The 23,884-nt window shown below is 40.4% G+C and carries 25 protein-coding genes; 7 read left to right on the top strand and 18 right to left on the bottom strand.

The genetic code is table 11. From position 1 onward, the window contains the following. Positions 1 to 11: 11 nt before the first annotated feature. The 6 genes from M2369_RS10440 to M2369_RS10415 form a co-directional block, all read right to left on the bottom strand. Positions 12 to 305, bottom strand: a complete 294-nt coding sequence (locus M2369_RS10440; protein ID WP_058337387.1) for an anti-sigma factor family protein — start codon at positions 303 to 305, stop codon at positions 12 to 14. Then, positions 302 to 820 carry a sigma-70 family RNA polymerase sigma factor gene (locus M2369_RS10435; protein ID WP_058337557.1) on the bottom strand — a complete coding sequence of 173 codons (519 nt, stop codon included), beginning with the start codon at positions 818 to 820 and terminating at the stop codon, positions 302 to 304. The genes M2369_RS10440 and M2369_RS10435 overlap by 4 nt, the downstream gene beginning before the upstream one ends. Further along, complete coding sequence (locus M2369_RS10430) at positions 820 to 1,083, bottom strand: hypothetical protein (protein WP_058337388.1); 264 nt, start codon at positions 1,081 to 1,083, stop codon at positions 820 to 822. The genes M2369_RS10435 and M2369_RS10430 overlap by 1 nt, the downstream gene beginning before the upstream one ends. Further along, on the bottom strand, positions 1,073 to 2,926 hold the full coding sequence (locus M2369_RS10425) for a hypothetical protein (RefSeq protein WP_259254153.1): 1,854 nt from the start codon (positions 2,924 to 2,926) through the stop codon (positions 1,073 to 1,075). Before M2369_RS10425 ends, M2369_RS10430 begins: the two co-directional genes overlap by 11 nt. A gap of 183 nt (positions 2,927 to 3,109) precedes the next feature. Then, on the bottom strand, positions 3,110 to 3,916 hold the full coding sequence (locus tag M2369_RS10420; RefSeq protein ID WP_039168628.1) for an inositol monophosphatase family protein: 807 nt from the start codon (positions 3,914 to 3,916) through the stop codon (positions 3,110 to 3,112). Positions 3,917 to 4,049: 133 nt separating this feature from the next. Continuing rightward, the gene (locus M2369_RS10415) at positions 4,050 to 4,238 is read right to left on the bottom strand and encodes a hypothetical protein (RefSeq protein WP_008345085.1); all 189 of its coding nucleotides are present in this window, start codon (positions 4,236 to 4,238) and stop codon (positions 4,050 to 4,052) included. A 287-nt stretch (positions 4,239 to 4,525) separates the two neighbouring features. On the opposite strand from M2369_RS10415, the gene M2369_RS10410 reads away from it, so the two are divergent. Continuing rightward, positions 4,526 to 5,161: a DUF1054 domain-containing protein gene (locus M2369_RS10410; RefSeq protein ID WP_045034227.1), complete on the top strand. Its 636-nt coding sequence runs from the start codon at positions 4,526 to 4,528 to the stop codon at positions 5,159 to 5,161. A 226-nt stretch (positions 5,162 to 5,387) separates the two neighbouring features. On the opposite strand, the gene M2369_RS10405 is transcribed toward M2369_RS10410, so the two are convergent. After that, positions 5,388 to 5,657: a UPF0223 family protein gene (locus M2369_RS10405; protein ID WP_008345089.1), complete on the bottom strand. Its 270-nt coding sequence runs from the start codon at positions 5,655 to 5,657 to the stop codon at positions 5,388 to 5,390. 190 nt (positions 5,658 to 5,847) lie between these two features. On the opposite strand from M2369_RS10405, the gene M2369_RS10400 reads away from it, so the two are divergent. Then, positions 5,848 to 7,320 (top strand): aminotransferase class I/II-fold pyridoxal phosphate-dependent enzyme, encoded by a 1,473-nt coding sequence (locus tag M2369_RS10400; RefSeq protein WP_110487304.1) that lies wholly within the window; start codon positions 5,848 to 5,850, stop codon positions 7,318 to 7,320. Between the two features lie 43 nt (positions 7,321 to 7,363). Here M2369_RS10400 and M2369_RS10395 read toward each other — a convergent pair whose 3' ends face one another. Next, positions 7,364 to 7,483 carry a GapA-binding peptide SR1P gene (locus M2369_RS10395; protein WP_003212464.1) on the bottom strand — a complete coding sequence of 40 codons (120 nt, stop codon included), beginning with the start codon at positions 7,481 to 7,483 and terminating at the stop codon, positions 7,364 to 7,366. Between the two features lie 318 nt (positions 7,484 to 7,801). Between M2369_RS10395 and M2369_RS10390 the strand changes: the two genes are divergently transcribed. After that, positions 7,802 to 8,182: a hypothetical protein gene (locus tag M2369_RS10390; protein ID WP_223255627.1), complete on the top strand. Its 381-nt coding sequence runs from the start codon at positions 7,802 to 7,804 to the stop codon at positions 8,180 to 8,182. A 326-nt stretch (positions 8,183 to 8,508) separates the two neighbouring features. On the opposite strand, the gene lpdA is transcribed toward M2369_RS10390, so the two are convergent. The 5 genes from lpdA to M2369_RS10365 form a co-directional block, all read right to left on the bottom strand. Continuing rightward, positions 8,509 to 9,921 (bottom strand): dihydrolipoyl dehydrogenase, encoded by a 1,413-nt coding sequence (lpdA, locus tag M2369_RS10385; protein ID WP_003211097.1) that lies wholly within the window; start codon positions 9,919 to 9,921, stop codon positions 8,509 to 8,511. A 4-nt stretch (positions 9,922 to 9,925) separates the two neighbouring features. Further along, entirely contained in the window at positions 9,926 to 11,269 is a 1,344-nt protein-coding gene (locus M2369_RS10380; protein WP_072367712.1) for a dihydrolipoamide acetyltransferase family protein, read from the bottom strand. Between the two features lie 108 nt (positions 11,270 to 11,377). Then, on the bottom strand, positions 11,378 to 12,355 hold the full coding sequence (gene pdhB, locus M2369_RS10375) for a pyruvate dehydrogenase complex E1 component subunit beta (RefSeq protein ID WP_007498597.1): 978 nt from the start codon (positions 12,353 to 12,355) through the stop codon (positions 11,378 to 11,380). A gap of 3 nt (positions 12,356 to 12,358) precedes the next feature. Continuing rightward, positions 12,359 to 13,474: a pyruvate dehydrogenase (acetyl-transferring) E1 component subunit alpha gene (gene pdhA, locus M2369_RS10370; protein ID WP_007498599.1), complete on the bottom strand. Its 1,116-nt coding sequence runs from the start codon at positions 13,472 to 13,474 to the stop codon at positions 12,359 to 12,361. A gap of 567 nt (positions 13,475 to 14,041) precedes the next feature. Continuing rightward, positions 14,042 to 14,710 (bottom strand): YkyA family protein, encoded by a 669-nt coding sequence (locus M2369_RS10365; protein WP_046343450.1) that lies wholly within the window; start codon positions 14,708 to 14,710, stop codon positions 14,042 to 14,044. A 235-nt stretch (positions 14,711 to 14,945) separates the two neighbouring features. Here M2369_RS10365 and M2369_RS10360 point away from each other — a divergent pair, with 235 nt between their 5' ends. Both M2369_RS10360 and def read left to right on the top strand, forming a co-directional pair. Further along, positions 14,946 to 15,125 carry a YjcZ family sporulation protein gene (locus tag M2369_RS10360; protein WP_026050085.1) on the top strand — a complete coding sequence of 60 codons (180 nt, stop codon included), beginning with the start codon at positions 14,946 to 14,948 and terminating at the stop codon, positions 15,123 to 15,125. A gap of 112 nt (positions 15,126 to 15,237) precedes the next feature. Then, positions 15,238 to 15,795, top strand: coding sequence for a peptide deformylase (gene def, locus M2369_RS10355; RefSeq protein ID WP_039963315.1), 558 nt, complete (start codon positions 15,238 to 15,240; stop codon positions 15,793 to 15,795). Between the two features lie 38 nt (positions 15,796 to 15,833). On the opposite strand, the gene M2369_RS10350 is transcribed toward def, so the two are convergent. Continuing rightward, positions 15,834 to 16,613 (bottom strand): Cof-type HAD-IIB family hydrolase, encoded by a 780-nt coding sequence (locus tag M2369_RS10350; protein WP_024719544.1) that lies wholly within the window; start codon positions 16,611 to 16,613, stop codon positions 15,834 to 15,836. A gap of 394 nt (positions 16,614 to 17,007) precedes the next feature. Here M2369_RS10350 and M2369_RS10345 point away from each other — a divergent pair, with 394 nt between their 5' ends. Both M2369_RS10345 and rnjA read left to right on the top strand, forming a co-directional pair. Beyond that, positions 17,008 to 17,217 carry a DNA-dependent RNA polymerase subunit epsilon gene (locus tag M2369_RS10345; protein ID WP_008345114.1) on the top strand — a complete coding sequence of 70 codons (210 nt, stop codon included), beginning with the start codon at positions 17,008 to 17,010 and terminating at the stop codon, positions 17,215 to 17,217. Between the two features lie 5 nt (positions 17,218 to 17,222). Beyond that, the gene (gene rnjA / locus M2369_RS10340; protein WP_012009818.1) at positions 17,223 to 18,890 is read left to right on the top strand and encodes a ribonuclease J1; all 1,668 of its coding nucleotides are present in this window, start codon (positions 17,223 to 17,225) and stop codon (positions 18,888 to 18,890) included. Positions 18,891 to 18,989: 99 nt separating this feature from the next. On the opposite strand, the gene ade is transcribed toward rnjA, so the two are convergent. The 4 genes from ade to M2369_RS10320 form a co-directional block, all read right to left on the bottom strand. Continuing rightward, the gene (gene ade / locus M2369_RS10335; protein ID WP_259254152.1) at positions 18,990 to 20,720 is read right to left on the bottom strand and encodes an adenine deaminase; all 1,731 of its coding nucleotides are present in this window, start codon (positions 20,718 to 20,720) and stop codon (positions 18,990 to 18,992) included. Between the two features lie 263 nt (positions 20,721 to 20,983). Continuing rightward, positions 20,984 to 21,652 carry a potassium channel family protein gene (locus M2369_RS10330; protein WP_008345123.1) on the bottom strand — a complete coding sequence of 223 codons (669 nt, stop codon included), beginning with the start codon at positions 21,650 to 21,652 and terminating at the stop codon, positions 20,984 to 20,986. Between the two features lie 37 nt (positions 21,653 to 21,689). Next, on the bottom strand, positions 21,690 to 22,532 hold the full coding sequence (locus M2369_RS10325) for a gamma-glutamylcyclotransferase family protein (RefSeq protein WP_144678854.1): 843 nt from the start codon (positions 22,530 to 22,532) through the stop codon (positions 21,690 to 21,692). Between the two features lie 27 nt (positions 22,533 to 22,559). Beyond that, positions 22,560 to 23,849: an ATP-binding protein gene (locus M2369_RS10320; RefSeq protein WP_024719547.1), complete on the bottom strand. Its 1,290-nt coding sequence runs from the start codon at positions 23,847 to 23,849 to the stop codon at positions 22,560 to 22,562. Between the last annotated feature and the right edge of the window lie 35 nt (positions 23,850 to 23,884).

Raw genomic sequence — 23,884 nt, 5'->3', positions numbered from 1 at the left:
GGGGTTCTTTCTTATATCCAATAGATCAAGAGCATGATGAGATAGACGATACTAAAAACGATACTTGCCCGTAATAACAGTTTTCCATAGTAGCGCATTTCAAACTTTCTTTTTTCTTCTTTTTCATCTATGAACGGTATGAAATCTGTTGACTTTGCAATAGAGACTGGTTCTTTCATTTCTTCATATAGATGAAGGCATTTTTTGCATGAACGTAAGTGCTCATTCACTAATTGATTTGTTTCTTCACTCGTGTCCCCTTCTATATAAAGTGGTAATAGTTCTTCAATCAAATAACAGTTCATTTGTTGAACTCCTCACAATGTAGCTTTCGTTTCAGCTCTAATCTTGCTCGATGAAGGGTTGTCTTTACTTTAGATAAAGTCCAATTCAAAATTTCCGCTACTTCTTCATACGATAATTCCTGAATATCTCTTAAAATGAGGACTTCTCGGTAAGAATCCTTCAATTGATTGATATGGCTCCACAGCCTTTGAATATCAGCTTGAGTTTCTAAATGCGCTTCAGGTGTCATGAATATCTGCTGCTCTAAAAAGTCAGCTTTTTCTACATCCGTAAAAGTTCGTTTTACTTTTCGGCGATAGTCGTTGACAAATGTATGATAAGCAATGGTGTAAAGCCATGTTTTAATGCTTGAATGTCCTTTAAAAGAGGATAATCCATGCAGTGCCTTGATAAATACATCCTGCGCAAGATCCTTGGCTGTTTCGACATTTCCCGTTCTGCGATATAAATATTTGGTGATTTCCTGAAAATATTCTTCATATATTTTTTCAATTTGATTGGTCGGTCTAGACATCAAAAATAAAACCACACAGTCATCCAAATTGATAAAACGATAAAAAAGAAGTATAACGAAGAAATAAACCACTTCATGCGTTTTAATTCGTGATAATCGCTCTGATCCTCAGTGTGGACAGGAGCAAACTCGTTTCCCTTAACAGAATGCTGAAACTGCTTTTCATGCGTCTTCATCCAGTTAGAAGCCTCTTCTCCAAGCTCCCCTTCCTGATACAATTCATATAAGTCTTGAAAGATGGCTTGTTTTTCTTTATCTGTCAAAACGTTGCACCTCTTTTGTTCGTCCATTTACTTCATATATTTTCCGCTCATTCGATCCGAAGGTTTGAATGATCACAAACCACGAAATGCTCATTTTCCCCTCTTTGTCGATCATTCTCACCGGCTTGATTTGTTTTTTATAGATGGCATAAGGTTCATACTTTTTGAGAACTTGCTGATAGACTTCATCACGTTCTTGATTCGATACCGTATGCGGTAAAGAAGAGTCTGATTGCCAATTCAACTCAATTCCATCGGCATCTCTCGTCACATGAAGTAAATTTGATGATCCGTGAAAAGTATATTGTTTGTGTTCACGAGTTCCTGTTTCTATCTTCACGTCTTTTGACTGTTCCCCTATCAATTCCAACAAATCTTCGTCACTGATATTTCCTTTTTTCTGTTGAAGAATCGCTTTTGATAGCTGTATTTTCAGCAATTCTTTCGTTGAACCATTAAACAGAAATTCAGATTGATCGGCTGTCTTTACCGCCACTTCATGCTGCCATTCAAAATAAAAAGCATCAACGTCTGTGATCTGGTAAGCTGGGGGCTGTAAATTTAACTTTTTATAAATACGATTAATTTTCGTTTTCATTTCTTTGTTTGTTAAATTGATCCCGTCTACATCCTTCAATTGAAAGATGGCGTTCCCATATTGCGCTTGTCGAAGCGTCTCTTTTTTCCAGGTGGCAAACGCTAAGCTCTCATCTTTATTCTGAGACATTTTTGGCAAAAGAAGAACGCTTGTCTCCCCGTCTTCTTTTTCAACCACTACATGAATGCGGTCTAGATCAACGGATCGGCCGCTTCTTTCAAAAAATTCAATGGTTTTTTCCCTATATTCTTTATCGGTCAAATGCTGACCCTTTGCGCGACCATGATAAAAATAGCTGTTTAATTCACCTGTAAACGCAGAAACATTCACTTCATACTGATCGGCTGCAAACACGTAGTTATCAGAGATCGGCTGTTTAATAGTCGTTGAATATAATGTAGTGTCCGCTGGTACAAACTTTGAAGCGAATGCTTTTGCACTTGCTTCAGATAAAGGGCGATATTCTTCTGAGAAAGTATCTGTCAGTTCCGTTTTAGTAAATTGAAACATGATATGTGGGAGATTTAGGACCGGGTTTAGCATTAGCATAAAAAAGACGACAATTCCCCAAGCACCCCACTTTCTCAACTTCACCTTGTTTTGTAGTAACGCACATAACAAATGTAATGTCATAAAGCTTCCTGCGGCCGCTACTAAAATCACAATGGATTTAAACGAAGATTGCAGCTCATGCTTCGAGATAGAAGGATAAAAAATATACAGCAGCGCAGCGAAAATCAGGCCATAGAAAAACAGCAATTCTTTCCACTTCTGATGCCAAAACAAACGAAAGAATAGGTAAAGTACCAAAGCGGCAAAGCCAATCATAAGCACAATGGTCATCAAATTTCTCCATATCAGCTCCGTATCACCGCTGAGAAAGAACTTTTTGCTTTCAACTAACACAATAAATACCGTTTGACATAAAGGCAGAAGTAACACAGATAAATCAAATGCAAAAAACATGCCCCTATTTTTTAAATAAGGAAGAGAAATCACATAGAAAAGTGATGCAAGCAAGACATATCCATAGATGAGAAATTGCATGAAATCTGTCAGCACTTCAAATGTTTCGATCGTATACTGTCTAGCTAGCACTTGGTGAATCATCTCAAGTGTCATACTCCCTAGCAGAACTACTCTTAATACGATTCCAGCATAAAATACATAAATACTCTTCTTTTCTTTCCATATGGGAAGTGTAATGAAAAGGACAAATAGTCCAAGCACACACCATTGAATCATGTGAATACTGTACTCATTTAAAATAAAAAACCTTTCAAAATGGAGGGATAAATCACTAAACAAATCAAACATCGCTACACAATCCTTTACTTCAAATTAAGGCCTCGTTCGTATAGACATTTGACTTGTCAAAAAGTTTCATCAAATACAAAAAATCACTTCATTCTCATGAAGTGATGTTGTTTATTTTTTATTTCCGCTTCCCTTTATGTAATCATGCAAGATTTTTTCACAGACGGATCGATTTCCAGCAACAATGCTATTTTTCTCTAGAAATGTCAAGCGTTCGCCGTGAATATTCGAGTAAACAGCGCCTACTTCATCAAGTAACACACATCCAGCCGCATAATCCCAAGGCGCTAACCTTAACGTGACATATGCGTCGCTTCTTCCGCTTGCAATATAAGCTAGTTCAAGTGCAGCTGACCCAATCGTTCGTGTTCCTCTCACATCGCGTACGAGACGGGCAAACGGCTTAGCGTCAAAATGGGGGCTTTCAATCGCCCATGTTGGGTTAATGCCGACAATGGCTTTTTCAATGGCAACATCTTTTAAAGGCGGGAGTAAGGTATCGTTCATATACGCCCCTTCTCCTTTGACTGCATGATAGAGCTCGTCATGGATGACGTCATAAATAAGGCCGATTTTCCCCACACCATGTTCAAATATCCCAATTGAAATGGCAAAATTTCGTTTTTGATGGATAAAGTTCATGGTGCCATCAATTGGATCAATGATCCATACTATCCCGTCTAGAGAGGTCACTTCTTCCCCTTGGCCCTCTTCTCCTAAAATATGATGATCTGAAAATGTCGACTGTATCTTTTCAATGAAGAAACGTTCTGTTTCTTTATCGATGTTTGTGACAAGATCATTTGGATTTGATTTTGTTTCAATTGATAGACCTTCCTGCATGGATGCTTTAATGCGGCTACCCGCTTCTTTTACCCAAAGCTTTGCAAGTCGGTCAATTTCCACCCAGTTTGTCATCGGACTGTAAACCTCTTTTCTATGTAGTACCTATTTGTATTAGCATACTGATATTATGTACGTAAAAGCAAGAAAAAAGCAGCTTCATACAAAAACGAACCGATGAATTGGTTCGTTTTTACCTCACCTTGTTTTACCCTTGAAGCTGCTCCCATTCTTTTCTTAGGCGCTCAAGCTTTCGTTTGCTGCGTTCTACCTGGATATCATCTTTTTGCTCGATGGCTTCATGAAGCGTAGAAAGCTCATAATCAACCTCTAATCTCCACACAGCGATGCGATTCTTCTTCTCTTGTCTATACCCATGCTTCACGATTTGCTTCACTGGTCAACGCCCCTTCCAGAGAATGATTCATTCCTTGTCAGTTTTCATTGATAAAAAATACAATCGATAAGAGAAATGGTTCTTGCTTATATCGTATGAAGCGATCGCATAACCGCAACGACATTCTGAAAATTGTGTTTTTACCTATTTGTTATGTACCACAAAATCGAAGTTTTTAAACGCCGAACCAAGATCCCTGCTATCTTTCTCTTTAAAGTGCATCTTTTTTTGAGCTTGACCCAAGCTATGATAAAATATGATCAGCGAAAAGATACAGGAGGCATAACATGAGTGAAATGCGTTTTAGAGATGAAGATTTTGAAACATTCACAGTAGACGGTTTAGATGAACGTATGACCGTATTAAAAGAGAGAGTCCGTCCAAAGCTTGAAGCACTTGGTGAACATTTTGCACCGCTTCTTTCTTCTATTACAGGTGACGAAATGTTTGTCCACGTGGCAAAACATGCAAGAAGATCAGTCAACCCGCCAAATGACACTTGGGTGGCTTTCGCTAACAGTAAGCGTGGGTATAAAAAGCTCCCTCATTTTCAAATTGGGCTTTGGAAAACTCATGTATTTGTATGGTTTGCGCTCATTTATGAATCTCCAGTGAAAGGTGAATATGGGCAACTATTCGAAAAAGAGCTGGACACGATCCAAAAGAAAATACCGCAAGACTTTGTTTGGTCTAAGGATCATATGAAACCGGACGTCCTCCGCCACAGCGAACTTGATGCTGAACAGCTGAGAACACTATTTGAACGTGTTCAAACAGTCAAAAAGGCCGAACTCCTTTGCGGCATCCAGCTTCCTAGAGAAGAAGTTATTCAAATGAATAATGAAGAATTCTTATCAAAAATTGAAGATGCCTTCCGCACAGTAACTTATCTATACCGCTTTACACAAAAAGAATCTGTATAAAAAAACGAGCCTATGTTGGCTCGTTTCAGATTGTTGACAAAGGGCTAAAATGAACTTTATTTTAGCCCTTTGTCTTCTTTTCAGCGTGATAGAAAACCTTTGCAGTCTAGGAAGGACAGCTACTTGCGCGGAGCGAATTTGTCATTCGTGAGCACCAGCGCGCAGGACTGACAACGAATGCGAGGGTTTGTCTACACGCTGAAACGAGCCTATATTGGCTCGTTTTTCACATCCGTATCATAGCTGTTTCTTCAGCCTCTCTTGCACTTTTTACTGTGCGATAAGGGGAATACCCACTTCCCTTTTCAAACGCCGCACAATGCGTCTTTTCTTCTGCTTTTGATGGTACAACTTCTTTAAATCGTTTATAAGCCTCTAGTAACGCTTGTTTCGCAATTCCTGTTTCATAGGCTTTTTCAACGGCTTGAAAAAATGAAATGACCGCCATCTTTTCTTCAGTTGTCCAGTCGACGTCCATTGGATATTGATATTCCATTTACTTGTCCCTCACTTTAATCCACATTTCTTATTTGAACTTTTATTATAGCATCTGTTTGATCAGAATCCGATTGATTTTATGCTTTACATTCCGATCAGTTCATAATATAATTCTTTTGTTTTATGCAATGAAATCTGCTGTTATTGGGATAATAATAGCAGGTATTTCGATGAAGGTGGGAAAGCAATTGTCACAACATGATACACCCTTATACACTGGACTAAAAAAACACGCTTCAACCAATCCAGTCCAATTTCACATTCCAGGCCATAAAAAAGGAGCCGGAATGGATCCTGAATTTAGAGCATTCATTGGAGACAATGCATTAAGCATTGACCTTATTAATATAGAACCTCTTGATGATTTACATTCGCCTCGAGGAATGATCAAAGAAGCACAGGAGCTTGCAGCAGAAGCATTTGGTGCCGACCATACGTTTTTCTCTATACAAGGAACAAGCGGTGCGATCATGACAATGGTGATGACCGTCTGTGGCCCTGGAGACAAAATTATTGTTCCTCGTAATGTCCATAAGTCGATTATGTCTGCTATTGTATTTTCTGGTGCAGTACCTGTTTTTATTCACCCGGAAATTGACAAAGAGCTTGGCATCTCTCATGGCATCACGCCAGAGTCAGCTAAAAGAGCGCTGACTAAACATCCAGATGCGAAAGGGCTGCTTGTAATTAACCCAACGTATTTTGGCATTTCAGCTGATTTAAAAACCATTGTAGAGATTGCTCATTCATATGACGTACCTGTTCTAGTAGATGAGGCACATGGTGTGCATATTCATTTTCACGATGAGCTTCCATTGTCTGCGATGCAGGCGGGAGCTGATATGGCAGCAACAAGTGTGCATAAACTTGGCGGCTCTCTCACCCAAAGCTCGATTTTAAATATAAAAGAAGGGCTTGTTTCAAAGGATCGAGTACAATCTATTTTAAGCATGCTGACAACTACGTCTACTTCTTATTTGCTTTTAGCCTCCCTGGATGTCGCTAGAAAGCGATTAGCGACTGAAGGAAAGGCACTTGCAGATGAAGCCATTCGATTAGCTGAATCAGCAAGAACTCGTTTAAACGAAATTGAAGGTATTACTTGTATTGGTCAAGAAATTCTCGGTTCACCTTCTACTTACGATTATGACCCAACAAAATTAATCATCTCCATTAAAGACCTTGGACTCAATGGCCATGATGTGGAGAAATGGCTAAGAGAAAGCTACCGAATTGAAGTAGAGCTCTCTGACCTATACAACATTTTATGTATCGTAACGCCTGGCGATTGTGATGAGACGATCGATACGCTTGTAACGGCTATGGAGGAAATTGCGGCAACCTCTGCACGTCAAGGCGGCAAACAAGCCGTGACAGAAGTGTTACTGCCTGAGATCCCTTCGCTTGCGATGACGCCGCGTGACGCTTTTTACGCAACAACGGAAGTCATTCCATTTAAAGAAGCGGCTGGCCGGATCATTGCAGAATTTGTCATGGTTTATCCGCCTGGTATTCCTATTTTTATACCAGGAGAAATCATCACAGAAGAAAATATCTCCTATATCTTTAAAAATATCGAAATCGGTCTTCCTGTTCAAGGACCTGAAGATTCCACACTAGATATGATTCGTGTCATTAAAGAACAAAAAGCCATTTTATAAAAAAGAAACATGCAGCCCCAATTGGAGCTGCATGCTTTTTTATTTATTCAGAGGCTTCATCACAGCAATGACAGTGACCACATGTTCCATAAAGTGTTGTCACTTTTTCATTTTCAAATTGATCAATGGTTTCATTGCAATCTTGACAAATAATTGTACCCACTTGTACATTCCCCTTTTCTTTACTCAAAGTTTGAAAGCGTTTAATCTATTTCATATCTCTATAATATGATGTCACATTTAAGTTGTCAACGGTTAATTGTATGACACATTTAATCATTTTTTATAAAAATATGCTTTTTTCTCAACATATTGAGGAAACGTTTCAAATGTATTTTGCTTCATATCAATTCTGTAACAATTGAGTAACAATCGAAAATTGTCAAAAAGGACGTGATACACTAGAGTGACTAACAGGGAACTGGCTCCTAAAAATGTTGGTACAACCCCAAAGGATTTTGAGGTGAATAGATTGAATTTTATGAGGACCCTTCTCATTATATTCCCTATGCTCTTTGTACTTAGTTCATGCTCATTTGCGTATATCATACCGAATCAGACAGACCAGGTCAGTCATATTCAAAAGCCGAGAATTCTCTTTTTTACTGATGCAGAAAATCTTGATAAAGAAAGTCCTTATTATGACGCAGTGCTCGATTTAAAAAATGAATATCCGAAGGAAATGTCCAAGATGATTGTCAAAGAAGATCGTAAAGGCTGGAAAAATGAAGTAGACGAACTGCCGGCTATTTTACTTGTCAATAATGAAAAGGTCATTGTGAAGGTGGAAGGTAATGTCCGAAGTAAAGAGGATATCTTATCACCCATATGCCAAGCATTAGATCGAGTGAATACAAATTAACGGTTCGACTTTGCACTTATATATCCATATGAAAAAAGCCCTCAGCTCATGAGGGCTTTTCGTTTTCAGCGAGGTTTCACATACATAAAAAAACCCTCTCCATGTGGAGAGGGCTTCAGCGTGTAGACAAACCCTCGCATTCTTTGTCAGTCCTGCGTGCTGGTGCTCACGAATGTCAAATTCGCTCCGCGCCAGTACTCGTCCTTCCTAGACTTCAAAGTTTTTCTATCACGCTGAAAAGAAGACAAAGGGCTAAAATCAAGTTCATTTTAGCCCTTTGTCAACAATCTGAAACCCTCTCCGTGTGGAGAGGGTTTCAACGTTCATTATTTTACGATATGGATTGGGCTTCCGATTGCTACTTCAGCCGTTTCCATTGTGATTTCACCTAAAGTTGGGTGAGCGTGAATTGTCATTGCGATATCTTCAGCTGTCACACCAGCTTCAATTGCAAGGCTAAGCTCTGAAATCATATCAGAAGCACCAACACCTGCGATTTGTGCACCGATCACAAGACCATCCTCTTTACGAGTGATCATCTTCATGAAGCCATCAGTTGCATCAAGAGAAAGTGCACGTCCGTTCGCTGCGAATGGGAATTTCGCTGCAACGATGTCGATTCCTTCTTCTTTTGCTTCTGCTTCAGTGTATCCAACAGTTGCAAGTTCTGGCTCAGAGAATACAACAGCAGGAATACCAAGGTAATCAATTTCAGCTGGCTCTCCAGCGATTGCTTCAGCAGCAATTTTACCTTCGTAAGAAGCTTTGTGTGCAAGTGGTGGTCCATCAACGATGTCACCAATTGCATAGATGTTTGAAACGCTTGTACGGCATTGTTTGTCAGTTTTGACAACTCCGCGGTCTGTCAGTTCAACACCAACTTGCTCAAGACCAAGCTCATCTGTGTTTGGACGACGACCAACAGTCACAAGTACGTAGTCAGCATCGACAGTTTTTTCTTCACCTTTTACTTCGAAAGTAACAGTGACACCGTCAGATTTTTCTTCAACGCCTTTTGCAAGAGCGTTTGTGTGAATTTCAACGTTTCCTTTTTTCTTCAGGTTACGTTTCACTAATGAGCTCATTTGCTTTTCAAAACCTGGAAGGATTTCGTCTCCACCTTCAAGGATGACAACTTCTGTTCCAAAGTTCGCATAAGCAGTACCAAGCTCAGTACCGATGTATCCACCACCGATGACAACTAACTTTTTAGGTACTTCTTTAAGCGCTAAAGCACCAGTTGAGTTAATCACGCGGTCTGTGTATTTAAATGTAGGCAATTCGATTGGACGAGATCCAGTTGCAAGAATTGCATTTTTAAATGTATAAGTCTGCGCTGAATTTTCATCCATGACACGTACAGAGTTGCTATCTACGAAATAAGCTTCACCTTTGACGATGTCTACTTTATTTCCTTTTAGAAGACCTTGAACTCCACCTGTTAATTTGTTTACAACAGAAGCTTTCCACTCTTGAACTTTTGTGAAATCAACTGTTACGTTTTCAGCTTTGATACCCATGTCTTCAGAATGCTTTGCATTCTCGAAACGATGTCCAGCATTGATCAATGCTTTTGAAGGGATACAGCCGACGTTTAGACATACGCCGCCAAGTGTTCCTTTTTCAACGATTGTTACTTTTTGTCCTAGCTGTGCAGCACGAATAGCAGCTACATATCCACCAGGACCTGCACCGATGACAAGAGTATCTGTTTCGATTGGGAAATCTCCTACTACCATGAATTTACGCCTCCATTAAAATTAATTGTGGATCATTCAATAAACGCTTGATGTGGTTAAGGGCATTTTGCGCAGTAGCTCCATCAATCATACGGTGGTCAAAGCTTAGGGAAAGAGCTAAGACTGGAGCTGCAACGATTTCGCCATCACGAACAACCGCTTTTTCAGCGATACGGCCAATACCAAGGATCGCTACTTCTGGGTGGTTGATGACTGGAGTAAACCATTGTCCACCAGCAGAACCGATGTTTGTGATTGTGCAAGATGCACCCTTCATTTCAGCTGGAGCCAATTTACCATCACGTGCTTTTGTTGCAAGCTCGTTGATTTCATTAGATACTTCGAAAATCGCTTTGCGATCTGCATTTTTCACAACTGGAACGAGCAAGCCTTTTTCAGTATCAGCTGCAATTCCGATGTTGTAGTAATGCTTTTGAACAACTTCATCTGTTTTATCATCGATAGAAGTGTTAAGTACTGGGTACTTTTTCAAAGCAGAAGTTAGAGCTTTTACAACGTAAGGCAAGTAAGTTAACTTGATTCCTTGATCAGCTGCAACTTGTTTGAATTGTTTACGATGTGCAACAAGGTTTGTTACATCAACTTCATCCATTAATGTTACGTGAGGAGCTGTGTGCTTAGAGTTCACCATTGCTTTCGCGATCGCTTTGCGGATTCCGCTCATTTTCTCGCGAGTTTCTGGGAATTCTCCTTCTAGAACTGGAGCTGCTGCCGCTTTTGGAGCCGCTTCTTCTTTCGCACTTTCAGCTGCTTGAGGTGCTGCTGCTTGAGGTGCTGCAGAACCGCCATTAAGGAAGCTGTCGATATCTTCTTTTAGCACGCGGCCATTTTTACCAGTACCTGCAACTTTGTAAATTTCAACGCCTTTTTCACGCGCATATTTACGTACAGATGGCATAGCAATAACGCGTTTGTTAGGATCAGCATCTACTTGCTCTTGTGCGCCAGCACCAGTTGCTGCTGCCGCTTCTTCTTGAGCAACTTCTTTCTTTTCAGGCTCGTTACCAGCTTCAGCAGTACCTTGTACTTGAGCTTCAGTTTTCGCTTCGCCTTCTTCTTCGCTGCCTTTAAATTGAAGATTTTCGTAACCAGGTGCATCAAACGTAATGATTGTTTGTCCTACAGTTGCAACTGTTCCCTCTTCAACTTTTAATTCTAATACTTTTCCTTTAACAGGTGAAGGAATTTCTACAACTGCTTTATCATTTTGTACCTCTGCTAAAACGTCATCTTCATTGATTTCGTCGTTTGGTTTTACAAACCACTTAACGATCTCACCTTCGTGGATACCTTCTCCGATGTCCGGAAGTTTAAATTCAAATGCCACTGTTTTTCGCCTCCTAGATTATGTTAAACCCTTGTTCTGTCAACATTACACGGTCATGTAATTGATAAAGGGGAAGAGAAATAAATTCTTTTCCCCTCTGTCATTTAATTAAAATTCAAGAACTTTCTTAGCTGTTTCAAGCACGTCTTTATGGTTTGGAAGCCATACGCTCTCAGCTTGAGAGAAAGCAAATACAGTATCAGGTGCAGCTACACGAAGTACTGGTGCTTCTAGGCTAAGAATTGCTCTATCATTGATTTCAGCTACTACGTTTGCTGCAATACCAGCTTGTTTTTGTGCTTCTTGAACAACGATCGCACGGCCTGTTTTTTCAACAGAAGCGATGATTGTTTCAATATCAAGCGGGCTCACTGTACGAAGGTCAACGACCTCAGCAGAAACGCCTTCTTTTTCAAGTTCTTCAGCAGCTTTAAGTGATTCGTGAACCATTGCACCGTAAGTGATGATTGAAAGGTCAGAACCTTCACGTTTCACGTCAGCTTTACCGATTTCAATTGTGTACTCTTCTTCAGGAACTTCCTGACGGAAAGAACGATAAAGTTTCATATGCTCAAGGAATACAACCGGATCGTTGTCACGGATTGCAGAAATTAATAGTCCTTTTGCATCGTAAGGTGTTGAAGGAATAACAACCTTGATACCAGGCTGTTGTGCAATAAGACCTTCTAAGCTATCAGCGTGAAGCTCAGGTGTGTGAACTCCTCCGCCAAATGGAGAACGGATTGTCACTGGAGAATGCCAGCGTCCACCAGAACGGTAACGCATACGAGCCATTTGTCCAGAAACAGAATCTAATACTTCGTAAACGAATCCGAAGAATTGAATTTCCATTACTGGGCGGAATTCTTGTAGTCCAAGGCCAATTGCAAGACCGCCAATACCAGATTCAGCAAGTGGAGTATCGAATACACGATCCTCACCAAACTCTTTTTGCAATCCTTCAGTCGCACGGAATACGCCGCCGTTTTTACCAACGTCTTCTCCGAAAACAAGAACGTTTTCGTCATTTTTCAGTTCTGTGCGTAACGCATCAGTGATCGCTTGAATCAATGTCATTTGCGCCATGGCTTACTTCGACTCCTTCTGTTTGTAGATTTCAAGCTGTTCAACCAAGTTAAATGGTTTCACATCGTACATGTTTTCAATCAAATCAGTGACTTTCTGCTTAGGCTGTTCGTCAGCTTCTTTGATTGCTTGTTTGATTTGTTCTTTTGCATCTTCGATGACTTTATTCTCTTCTTCTTCAGACCAAAGGCCTTTGTTTTCCAAGAATTTGCGGTAGCGTACCAATGGATCTTTTTGCTCCCACTCATTTTCATCTTCTTTTGTACGATATCTTGTTGGATCGTCACCAGCCATTGTATGTGGGCCGTAACGGAATGTAAGAGTTTCAATTAATGTTGGACCTTCACCATTTACAGCACGCTCACGAGCTTCAGCAGTCGCTGCATATACAGCTAATGCATCCATACCGTCAACTTGTACGCCTACGATACCAGCTGCAGCTGCTTTTTGTGCAATCGTTTGTGCAGCAGATTGCTTTTCAACAGGTGTAGAGATCGCATATCTGTTGTTTTGGACAACAAAAATCGCTGGCGCTTTGTAAGCCCCTGCAAAGTTAATACCTTCGTAGAAATCACCTTGTGAAGCTCCACCATCACCAGTGTAAGTGATTGCAACAGCATTTTTACCGCGCTTTTTCAAACCAAGAGCTACACCAGCAGCTTGAATGATTTGTGCACCGATAATAATTTGCGGAGAAAGTGCATTCACATCTTCAGGCATTTGGTTTCCAACAAAGTGTCCACGAGAGAACAAGAATGCTTTTGTTAGTGGAAGACCATGCCAGATTAATTGTGGTACATCACGATATCCTGGAAGAATGAAATCTTCTTTCTCAAGTGCAAAGTGAGTTGCAAGCTGAGAAGCTTCTTGTCCAGCTGTTGGCGCATAGAAGCCAAGACGTCCTTGACGGTTCAATGAAATTGAACGTTGATCTAATACACGTGTAAACACCATACGGCGCATTAATTCTTTTAATTGGTCATCTGAAAGATCTGGCATTGCCGCTTCGTTTACGACTTCGCCTTTTTCGTTTAAAATTTGGAACGTTTCAAACTGCTTTTTGATGGCATCGAATTGCTTTTTGCTATCAACAATTGCTTTTTTTGTTTTTGCAGCCATTCTAAAGTCACCTCTTCCTTTCTTTTAACAGTCAATTTGTCGTGAATCCATTTATACATACAGATATAGGATAACCCAAAATGCTCATATGACTCCTGTATATAATAGCCACAAAGATCATTGTCGAAACATTGGATGATCGCTTGCTTTTGAGTTTTTCTAACTGTATTAACGATAGTTCACAAAAAACTAATACAACTTCTGTTAACAAGGAATAGTTTACAACAAGAAAAATAGTCCGTCAATTGATTTAACGGCTTTATTTAAATAAATGTATTCGCTTTACTTTTTATGGTGACCTGTATCAATCTGTTTAATCAACAGCACAAACTGTACTAGTATAGAGTGGATCACTGTACTACAATAGCACATGTTTGTTTTTGTCGAAAAATAAAAAAAGAGCTATTTTCAGCTCTTTTGATCGTGATGGACAAAGGGTTAAAATGAACTTCATTTTAACCCTCTCTCTTCTTTTCAGTTTGACATCTTGGAAAAACGAGTAACGACACGCAGGCACTTTGTGAGTAGCAGCGATAAACAGAGCTAGCAAATATGCAAGTACTGTTTTTAGCTATTTTGTGATTCTTTCTGAGCTGTTTTGTATAAAGCTTGTTTATATTCGTTCAATTGATCTGTATATTGATTGAACTTCTTGCTTTCTTTTCTAACTTTACTATAGGAACGATTGACTGTTTTCAGTTTGGATTTCAGTTCGGCGTATCCTAAGTCTTTTCTTTTTAAGGATTCATACAAGTGCTTGTCTTGTTTCAGCGCCTTTTGATACTCACGGTAAAGCTGATCATACGATGCATATCTTTTTTCAATTGATTTGACTGTTTGTTCTGCTTTGTCTTTTACTTCCGCATCTTTTATCTGTTCAGCGAATTCCTTTACAGATTGAAATTCTTTTTTCGATTGATCCATGCTGTCTTTTTCTGTTTTTAAATGTTCTTCACGCTTTTCTGCCGATGCTAATGCTTGATCAGACAAGTTTGAGACGGTTTTTGTGTGGTCTTTTGTTGTTTGAATCATTTTTTTATACAACTGCTGCTCTTTTTTCTCATAGCTTTGCAGTGCGCCTTGTTCTTTTTCAAAGGATGCTTCTTTTTCGCTCATTTTTGTCATGGCATCTTGCATCTCATAAAGCGGATTTTGACCTCCGCAGCCCGCAAGCAAGAGGGTGCATATCCCCGCTAAAGTTGCACCTGCTTTTATTCTTCTTTTCATCTGTTTCAATTACAAGGTCCCCCTTTACATCTCCACATACCACTATAATTTTTCAGGGCGGTTGTGACAAGGAAAGAGGATGGTTTTTTGAGGGGAAAGAAGATTTTTTTCATGCTCTAGGCTCATGACTATACAAATAGTGCATTCATACATAGTTTATATTACACGCTTCGCCTTCACTTATGAGAGGCCGAGTGTATTTCCAAAGGAGGTCAAAAGTATGTCTAATTATAGTCATGGAAGTATGTATGGTGGATACGGCGGTTACGGTTATGGATACGGCGGCGGTTGTTGCTATCCAAGTTATGGTGGTGGATACGGTTGCGGTTACGGTGGTGGACGTACATTCGCTTTAATCGTCGTCCTATTCATTCTATTGATCATTGTTGGCGCAGCATTCTTAGGCGGCGGTGGCTGCTGCTAATGGCTGAATAAGCCTCTGACCGGTCTCATACGACCGGTCTTCTTTATTTCATTGCATATGTTGTGTATCATTTTATATACTTTACATACAAAGGAAATAGGAGTGAAGTTTTGTGATTACCATGGATGATATCGTACGAGACGGGCATCCCGTCTTAAGACAAACAGCTGAAGCGGTCGAACTCCCGCCAACAGAAGAAGAAAAACAGCAATTAGCTGACATGATTGAATTTGTCAAAAACAGTCAGGATGCAGACATTGCTGAAAAATATGAACTTAGACCCGGTGTTGGCCTAGCAGCTCCGCAAATCAATATCAGTAAACGAATGATCGCTGTTCACTGTGAAGACGAGGGCGGAGAACTTTACAGCTATGCATTATTCAATCCTCGCATTGTTAGCCATTCAGTCAAAAGAGCTTATTTAGCTACTGGAGAAGGCTGTTTATCTGTTGATGAAGCCATCCCTGGATTCGTCCCGCGCTATGAAAAAATCAGGGTGAAAGGTACAACGCTTGAAGGTGAAGACATTGATATTCGCCTAAAAGGGTTTCCGGCCATCGTTTTTCAGCATGAAATTGACCACTTAAATGGCATTATGTTTTATGATCATATTCAAAAAGATCATCCATTCGCCGAGCCAGAAAACGCGGTTGCGATCGGCAGATCATAATATAAAAACAAGACCCGTCCATCAGCGGGTCTTGTTTTTTATTCATCAATAAGGCCTAATTCAGTCACAGCGTGGAATATGCCATCCTCATCTACAGGTTTGGTGACAAAGTCAGCTAATGTTTTTAATTCATTGACTGCATTCCCCATCGCAACGCCTGTTCCAACAAAAGAAATCATTTCTCGATCGTTCAGCCCGTCACCGAAGGCAATTGTGTCCTTTTGATCGTAAGGAAGTCTTTCAATGACTCGTTTAATTCCTTCAGCCTTTGATCCACCTTTTGGCAGGACATCAGTAGACAGCTCATGCCACCTGACGAGATCAATTTCTTCACGGAACGCTTCATATAGATGTTCCTCTTCTGCTTTACAAAATAACAGCATTTGATAAATGACGTTTTCTTTAAAGAATGACAAATCATGCTCGGGATGCTCTGTTTTTAAAGTGCCAATCCCTTCATGGATAAATGGATGGTTCGGCACAGACGCCTTCATCGTCTTCTCTCCCATGAAAACAAGCGGATGATCATGTTGATCCGCTGTTTCATAAATTTTATCCATCAGCTCTTGCTTAAGCGGATTGCCGTAAATGACTTCTCCTTCGTACATGACATACTGACCGTTATAAGCAATAAATGAGTCAAGCCCTATTTCTTCTAAAATAGGCTGGATGAGAAAAGGCGAACGACCAGATGCAATGAAGAGATGATGCCCTTTTTCTTTTAATAAACGAACAGCTCGCTTCGTTGATTCAGGTATTTTTTTATCATGGTCATATAAAGTACCGTCGATATCAAAGAAGATGACTTTTTTATTCATATCTCGTCTCCTGTCTCTTGTTATGTATACCCTCTCCCCTTCATCATACAGAAAGATCTTCACTGACGAAACCACTTCCTCTTAAAACGCCCATTTCCCACATATAACCATGTAACATTAAGTGGAAACATCATATAATACAAGTATATAGAGAGAACGGAACAAATGGCTGAATGAGACTCATACCGAAAGGAGGCGATCCGCGATGCTTCGTCGTCTGCGCAAGAAAATTCGAAGACAATGGAAGGACATGCTTCGTAAAAAATCGATTGCTTAAAAGGATCTTCCGCACATTTGCTGAAGGTCCTTTTTTCTCTGAGACTTTTCTTATGCGCGTTTTTTTAATATAATAGAATAAGCGAGTGTAACATACGGTATTTAAGGAGAGATTTGGATGATATATAAGGTATTTTTTCAGGCAAGTACGACTGAGGTACCTGTGAGAGAACACACAGATTCACTATACGTTGAAGCGGTTTCTGAAAGAGACGTACGCGATAAGTTGAAAAAACATAACTACAATATTGAATTCATTCAGCCTGTAGACGGTGCTTTTTTAGACTATGAACGAGAAAGTGAAAATTTTAAAGTATTGGAGCTATGAGAGGAATGAAATTTGTAAAAAACGATCAGGCGGCAGTTTTTGCGCTCGGCGGATTAGGCGAGATCGGTAAAAACACGTATGGCGTTCAATTTCAAGATGAAATCATTTTGATTGATGCTGGTATTAAGTTCCCTGAAGATGAACTTCTTGGAATTGATTACGTCATCCCTGACTATACGTATTTAGTTAAAAACGAAGATAAAATCAAAGGTCTTTTTATTACTCACGGACATGAAGACCACATCGGCGGTATCCCTTACCTTCTCAAGCAAGTGAATATTCCAGTTTACGGAGGCAAACTCGCAATCGGCCTACTTCGTAACAAATTGGAAGAGCATGGTCTATTAAGACAGACCAAACTTCACATCTTTGAAGAAGAAGATACGATCAAATTTAGAAAAACAGCTGTGTCTTTCTTTAGAACGACGCACAGTATCCCAGATTCTTATGGAATTGTCGTGAAGACACCTCCTGGTAACATCGTACATACAGGCGATTTCAAGTTTGACTTTACTCCTGTTGGCGAGCCTGCCAATTTAACGAAAATGGCTGAGATCGGAAAAGAAGGCGTTCTTTGTCTTCTATCTGACAGTACAAATAGTGAAATTCCAGAATTTACGATGTCCGAAAGACGTGTAGGTGAAAGCATTGATGACATCTTCAGAAAAGTAGATGGACGTATTATCTTTGCTACATTTGCATCTAACATTCACAGACTTCAGCAAGTGATCGAGTCCGCTGTTGCCAACGGTCGAAAAGTTGCGGTGTTTGGACGAAGTATGGAGTCTGCTATTGATATTGGACAAGATCTTGGCTACATTAAATGTCCAAAAAACACGTTCATTGAACACAATGAAATTAACCGCCTTCCAGCAAACAAAGTAACCATTCTTTGTACTGGTAGTCAGGGCGAACCGATGGCCGCTCTTTCTCGTATTGCCAACGGTACGCACCGCCAGATTTCAATTAACCCTGGAGACACTGTTGTCTTCTCGTCTTCACCGATCCCAGGTAACAATATTAGCGTAAGCCGTACCATTAACCAGCTTTATCGTGCTGGTGCTGAAGTCATTCATGGCTCACTCAATAATATTCATACCTCTGGACACGGCGGGCAGGAAGAACAAAAGCTGATGCTCCGTTTAATTAAACCAAAATTCTTCATGCCGATTCACGGTGAGTACCGCATGCAAAAAACGCATATTAAACTTGCGAATGATTGCGGAATCCCTGAGGAAAACTGCTTTATCATGGATAACGGTGAAGTACTTGCACTGAAAGGTGACGAAGCAAGTGTCGCTGGCAAAATTCCATCAGGCAACGTGTATATCGACGGTAGCGGTATTGGTGATATCGGCAACATCGTGTTAAGAGACCGCCGCATTCTTTCAGAAGAAGGTCTTGTCATTGTTGTTGTCAGCATGGATATGAAAGAATTCAAAATTTCTGCAGGTCCTGATTTAATCTCAAGAGGCTTTGTCTACATGAGAGAATCTGGCGACCTCATCAACGACGCACAAGATCTCATTTCAAAGCATCTTGAAAAAGTAATGGAACGTAAGACGACTCAATGGTCAGAAATTAAGAACGAGATTACTGACACTCTTGCTCCTTTCCTTTATGAAAAAACAAGACGCCGCCCAATGATCTTACCGATTATTATGGAAGTGTAATGACGTACAAGGAGACACAGCCAATTGGCTGTGTCTCTTTTTTATGCGTAATAAAAAAACCCGCATATCTGTACGATACGTGCGGGTTCAGTCATTGTTTTACGATTGAATCGGGAGATGCTGAAAACTTCTCACATCAAACAATCCTTGTGTTGTCATTTTCACATCAGGAATGACTGGCAGTGCCAAGAAGGATAATGTCAAAAACGGATTAAAGTCTAAGGCAAAGCCTGTTTCCTTTAAAGCATCATGGAGTGCATGAAGGCTTTCATTGACCGTATGTGCAGGTTGATCTGATAATAAACCGGAAATCGGTAATGGAAGCGTATGAAGAACTTCTCCGTCTTTTACAACGGTCAAACCGCCCCCTGCTTCTTTTAACGTCTCAATGGCTTTGATCATATCAGCATCATTTGTTCCAACAGCAATTAAGTTATGCGAGTCATGGGCAACTGTTGTTGCAATCGCCCCCTCTTTTAAGCCGAAACCGCTGACGACCCCTATCCCAATTTCAGATAGACCTTTATGGCGTTCGACAAGTACTATTTTTAATACATCTCGATCAATATCACTCGTAAATTGTCCATCGCTTCCAGAAGGAGATATTTGTTCTAATTTCGTTTCAAGCTGATTCGGTATAATGCGAATGACATTCATCTTTTGGTGATCTGTTATAGGCAGCGTTAGATCTTTCTCTTGAACGTCCACTGCATGTACCGATTGCATGAGCGAAGAATTTGGCGTGATCTTGTCGACACTTGGCAAATATTCTCCATGTTCAGAGACCAATTCTCCTGCGATAAAGACGCTTGTAATTCCTACCTCATGTAAGTCAGAAATGAGCATAAAGTCCGCGTCAAAGCCTGGTGCAATTGCTCCCTTTGTTTTGAGACCGAAGCACTCCGCTGCGTTTAAACTTCCCATTTGATATGCTAAAAAGGGGTCCAATCCTTCTTGTATCGACATCCGTACTTGTTCATCAATACTTCCTTGAGCCATTAAATCATCTAAATGTTTATCATCCGTACAAAAGAAAAAGCGTCTCGCATTCTTCTCATTGACAGCAGGCAATACGTTTTTCACGTTTTTAGCAACAGAGCCTTCTCTCAGCATGACATACATGCCTCTTTTGACACGTTCAAGGGCCTCTTGAGCTGTTGTCACCTCATGATCCGTTTGGACATTAGCTGTTCGGTACACATTAATTAATCGGTCCGTTAATCCTGCTAGATGGCCATCAATGAGTTTATGTTCATGTTGAGCATCAAGCAGTTTTTGAAGCATATCTTCTTCCGCTTGTTCCACCGCGACATAATCCATCACTTCGGCAAGACCAAGCACTTCTTTCTCCTGATAAAGAGGCTTTAAATCTTTTGCTTTTAGTGTAGCACCTGATCGTTCAAAGCTGACTGCCGGTACACAGGATGGCAGCATGAAATATATATTTAGAGCAGCTTTTCTCGCTTCTTCGAGCATAAAACGGATACCTGCAACACCGGATACATTGGCAATTTCATGCGGGTCTGTTACAACAGTTGTCACACCGTGAGGAACGACAGCTTTGGAAAATTCAGCAGGAGTCACCATCGAGGATTCGATATGAACGTGGCCGTCAATGAAACCGGGAACAAGCATTTGACCTGTTGCATCCAGCTCCTGTTCTCCTTCATACTCCCCAATTCCTACTATTTTTCCATTTTCAACAGCGACATCAGCGTCTATCCATTCCTGGTTAAACACGTCCATAACCTTCGCATGTTTAATCACTAGGGCTGCTTTTTTTCTCTTTGCAGCTACCTCAATTTGATGTCTGAAAAGCTCCTTATCCAACGACACTGCCTCCTCCGAGTAAACAATATAATGTTTCTTATCGTAAACGAATCTGTTTGCCCAGTCAATGACATTTAGAGAAAATCAACCATATCAAAAGATTGATTTTTATTTCTGAATAGTGATAATTGGCTGAAAAATAACCATGTTCTATTTTGCTGTTCTTTTAGAAAGTAAACGGCTCTTTTCCACTTTGTTCTCTCCCACAATGTCCGCCCCATATGTACACTTCTAAAGCAAAAAAACACCCCTTCTCGGAGTGTTTAATAGTCGTTCTGCATTTCCCGTTTTTCAAAGCGCCCGATATCTGCCACTGCCCCAATGACAATGAGGATATCTTCTTTTTGAATCATTTCATCTGCGAGCGGTGAAACGATCACTTCTTTCCCGCGTTTAATTGCCACGATATTGATCCCGTACCTTGCACGAATGTCGAGATCTAACAAAGAGTGCCCAGCAAGTCTGCTGTTGGCGACGATTTCAATGAGGCTGTACTCATCTGACAGCTCTAAATAATCAAGCACGTTGTTAGAAATAATTTTATGTGCAATCCGTCTGCCCATGTCTCGTTCAGGATGGACAATACGGTCCGCACCAATTTTATTCAAAACCTTTTCATGGTAGTCATTTTGAGCTTTCACTGTGACCATTTTGACACCAAGCTCTTTCAGCATAATCGTTGTTAAAATACTCGCCTGAATGTTTTCACCTATCGCCACGATCACATGATCAAAATTGCGGATGCCTAGGTTTTTTAGGACAGATTCGTCCGTCGAATCACCAATCACGGCATGTGATGCAATTTTAGCATATTCGTTCACACGATCTTCATTCATATCCATGGCCATGACTTCAAGTCCTTCTTCGCTTAGCGCCTTGCAGATACTTCCGCCGAAGCGTCCAAGACCAATGACTGCATATTCCTTTTTCATGTTCAGACTCCTTTTATATCACTTACCATGCATTTTACTACGGTTTCATTAATGAATCCATATGCGACCGTATTTTTTTACGGAACGCTTCACTTAAGTAAAGGTCTGCTCCTTTTTCGATTTCACTGCGATAATGACCAGGAGGCGCAATTTCTTCGCTCTTTTTTAAAACGAGAAACGTCAAGCAGTCCTCATACACTTGATCACCTACTGTGACATCGACAAATGCTGGACGATAAGTCCCTTCATTTACACCTTCTCGTTTGTACAAATAACGAATGGCATCAAAAGGTACTTCATATAGAACACCCTCTGTTTCTCCGCCGTCTTCTACCAAATCTGCTCTTGATCCATCAGGGCGCACCAATGTAAACCTTGTGGTAAAACGATCAAGTGTGCCGCCGCCGATGATTTGTTTGAAATAATGTTCCACTTTCGCAAGCTTAAACCTTGCATCATCCATACAGGACCCATAGGCAAAATAATAGAAGGAAGACGGTTTGCGCTCCCATAGTTGATATGACTTCCAGCAGCCGCTTTCAATCTCCTTCAGGCTCGATGCCTTCTGCTTACATATTGTATAAGCAACGGCTGACCTTGGCCCCTGGTCTGTCATAACCTCTATTTCCTGCTGGTCATACCCTTCCTCTAGCTCATCTATCTTATGCAGCGTTTCATCACTGACCTCATACAATTCTCCATATACTGTGTTTTGTTCCGAGACAACACACACAGGGTAACCCTCACCTGTATCGTACAGTCTCCCTTTTATCCAAGCAGATGCTGCTAATGGACTGCTTTCTTTCATCAATGTCTCGTGATACTTTTCGTGCTTTAAAAGTGTCCCATACACAAATAACGTCTTTGTCTCTTTCGTCATCACACATCACATCCTCTCACCTTGCTACTATCTGCTTTTTTGATACACAGGTAAGTAAATATCAAAAGCCGTCCCTTTGCTGAGCTCGCTCTTTACATCCATTCTTCCATGGTGATCTTTTAAGATCGTCGCACAGATCGTTAAACCAAGTCCTGTACCTTCTTTTTTAGTCGAAAAGAAAGGATCATATATTTTCAGAATGTCCTCTTCGGACATTCCTTTTCCTTCATCTTGAATCGTGATTTTCCATTCATTCATCACTTTTTCTGTTGATATGTATATACTGCCGCCTTCAGGCATCGCCTCGATCGCATTTTTGATTAAGTTAATGAACAGTTGCTTCATTTGATTGGCGTCTGCTAATATCGTGCCAGCATCCTGCTTTTTAAATGGCTGTTTGAGATCAATATTTGAAAGAACGGCATTGGTCTTTAATAACGTAATCACCTGCTCTAGCAAATCATGGAGCTGTACTTCTTGAAATTGAACCGATTGAGGTTTTGCTAAGACAAGCAGCTCACTTAAAACAAAATCAATGCGTTTAATTTCAGAAAAGATGATATCAAAATAATCGGTTCTTTCAGGATATTGCGTTTTCATCAGCTGCAAAAATCCATTGACTGAGGTGAGCGGATTTCTGACTTCATGGGCAATGCCAGCAGCTATTTGTCCTGCAACAGCCAGCTTTTGTGCCTGCATTTGTAATTGCTGATTTGATCTTTCAAGTTCAAGCTTTGCCTGCTTTTGTTTCGTGATATCTGCAACCGTTCCAATACCTCCAGTAAACTGGTGCTGTTCATCGAAATAAAGCTTATAATGCACATCTCCCCATACCTTTTTTCCTTCTTTATGGAGAAGCTGCAGCTCCACCCGCCCCTCATCCTTATGCTCTTTGATCACAGACAACAAATGCTGAACGACATGCTCTTCTTGATCAAAGTACTGATTATACATCGTACCTAGACACTCCTCTATGTCGTAACCCGTCATTTGTTTCCATGCTTGATTTAAAAAAATGATTTCACCTTTTTCATTGGTTTCAAAGACGATTTCTTGCAAGTTATCTGTTATTCGATTCAGCCGCTCTGTCAGTTCGTGTGCTTCTTTTTCTCGTTTATTTAAATCTGATACAAGCAAATTCAACCGGTCCACATAGCCTGAGATGCTCCAAATACCGGCCAAAACAACGACTGTAAAGGCTAGATCGAGCGGCCAATTAATGTGATAGCCGCTAAGATAATAAAAGAAATCCCAGCTCAAAATTAATATAAATGCAAGAACGGATAACAGGATCCGTACTTGATATGTTTTGTTCAAATAATTCCACCTGCCGCCCTGAGATTCTTTGTCAA

The sequence above is a fragment of the Bacillus sp. JUb11 genome (assembly GCF_024807925.1).
Taxonomy (GTDB): domain Bacteria; phylum Bacillota; class Bacilli; order Bacillales; family Bacillaceae; genus Bacillus; species Bacillus altitudinis.
Note: the sequence above shows the minus strand (reverse complement) of the source record. Positions and strands in the feature narration are given on the sequence as shown.